The organism is Oleiphilus sp. HI0086 (assembly GCF_001635225.1).
The window spans coordinates 1-822 of sequence record NZ_LWFZ01000573.1 but is presented as its reverse complement, the minus strand read 5'-3'; the positions used below and the strand labels follow the sequence as shown (position 1 = coordinate 822).

Annotated in this window: 2 protein-coding genes; one reads left to right on the top strand and one right to left on the bottom strand. The window is 42.1% G+C overall.

The window, feature by feature from the left end:
* A partial coding sequence (locus tag A3756_RS27560) for a hypothetical protein (protein ID WP_197481235.1) occupies positions 1-382 on the bottom strand: 382 nt, incomplete at its 3' end.
* 183 nt (positions 383-565) lie between these two features.
* On the opposite strand from A3756_RS27560, the gene A3756_RS25925 reads away from it, so the two are divergent.
* A partial coding sequence (locus A3756_RS25925) for a transposase (protein ID WP_197481234.1) occupies positions 566-822 on the top strand: 257 nt, incomplete at its 3' end.

Here is an 822-nt window from a genome sequence, read left to right as displayed (position 1 = left end):
ACCCCTCGTCCAATATAAACTTTGTATCACCTAAGCTTAAAGTATTGCCTTCTAGTGCCGTTGAGGTATGAGTCCAGAGGTTTCTAATCTGCTTGAGTGTAGATAGCTGAATATCTGTATCTAGTCCCTGCAAAAACTGAAGCATATTGGGCGTCGTTTGGTGTGCAGCAAGACTATATCGTGTACCTTTACGACTGCCAGTTTTAATAAGCAGGCCTTGCTCACTTAATTCATTAAGCCAACGGCGTATCGTTCGATCTGAAGGAGGGCTAAGCTTGAGTGTTGGTTTATTTATCAATTCAAGAATATCAGACAGCGCGAAAGATTCAGGGGCTTGCTTAAGCAGCTGGAGGAGCATTGACGGGTCTAGTTTCTCGGTCATAACTGAGCCTGTATTCTAATATATAGGACATAACTCTATTTAATATGTCCGATAAAGTAAAGCAAAAGGCAAAGCAAAAGGGGTCGGTGACACATAATAATCATTCGCATTACTCAGCTTGAAAAGGTCTTAGCTTAGGTCGATAATCACGTGTAACTATCAAGGAAGATAGAGGAAACTGAAATGCCAAGGAAGCCGAGAATGTATATGGCAGGAGTGCCGTGCCATGTAATCCAACGGGGAAACAATCGGGAAGCGTGTTTCTTTTCAGATCAAGATAATCAGTTTTATCTGGAATGCTTACAAGAAGCGTGTGAACGCTATGATGTAAGTTGTCATGCTTATGTCTTGATGACGAATCACACTCATCTTTTGTTGACACCTTCATGTCCTGATGGTGTCTCTAAAGTGATGCAGTCACTTGGACGGCGCTATGTACA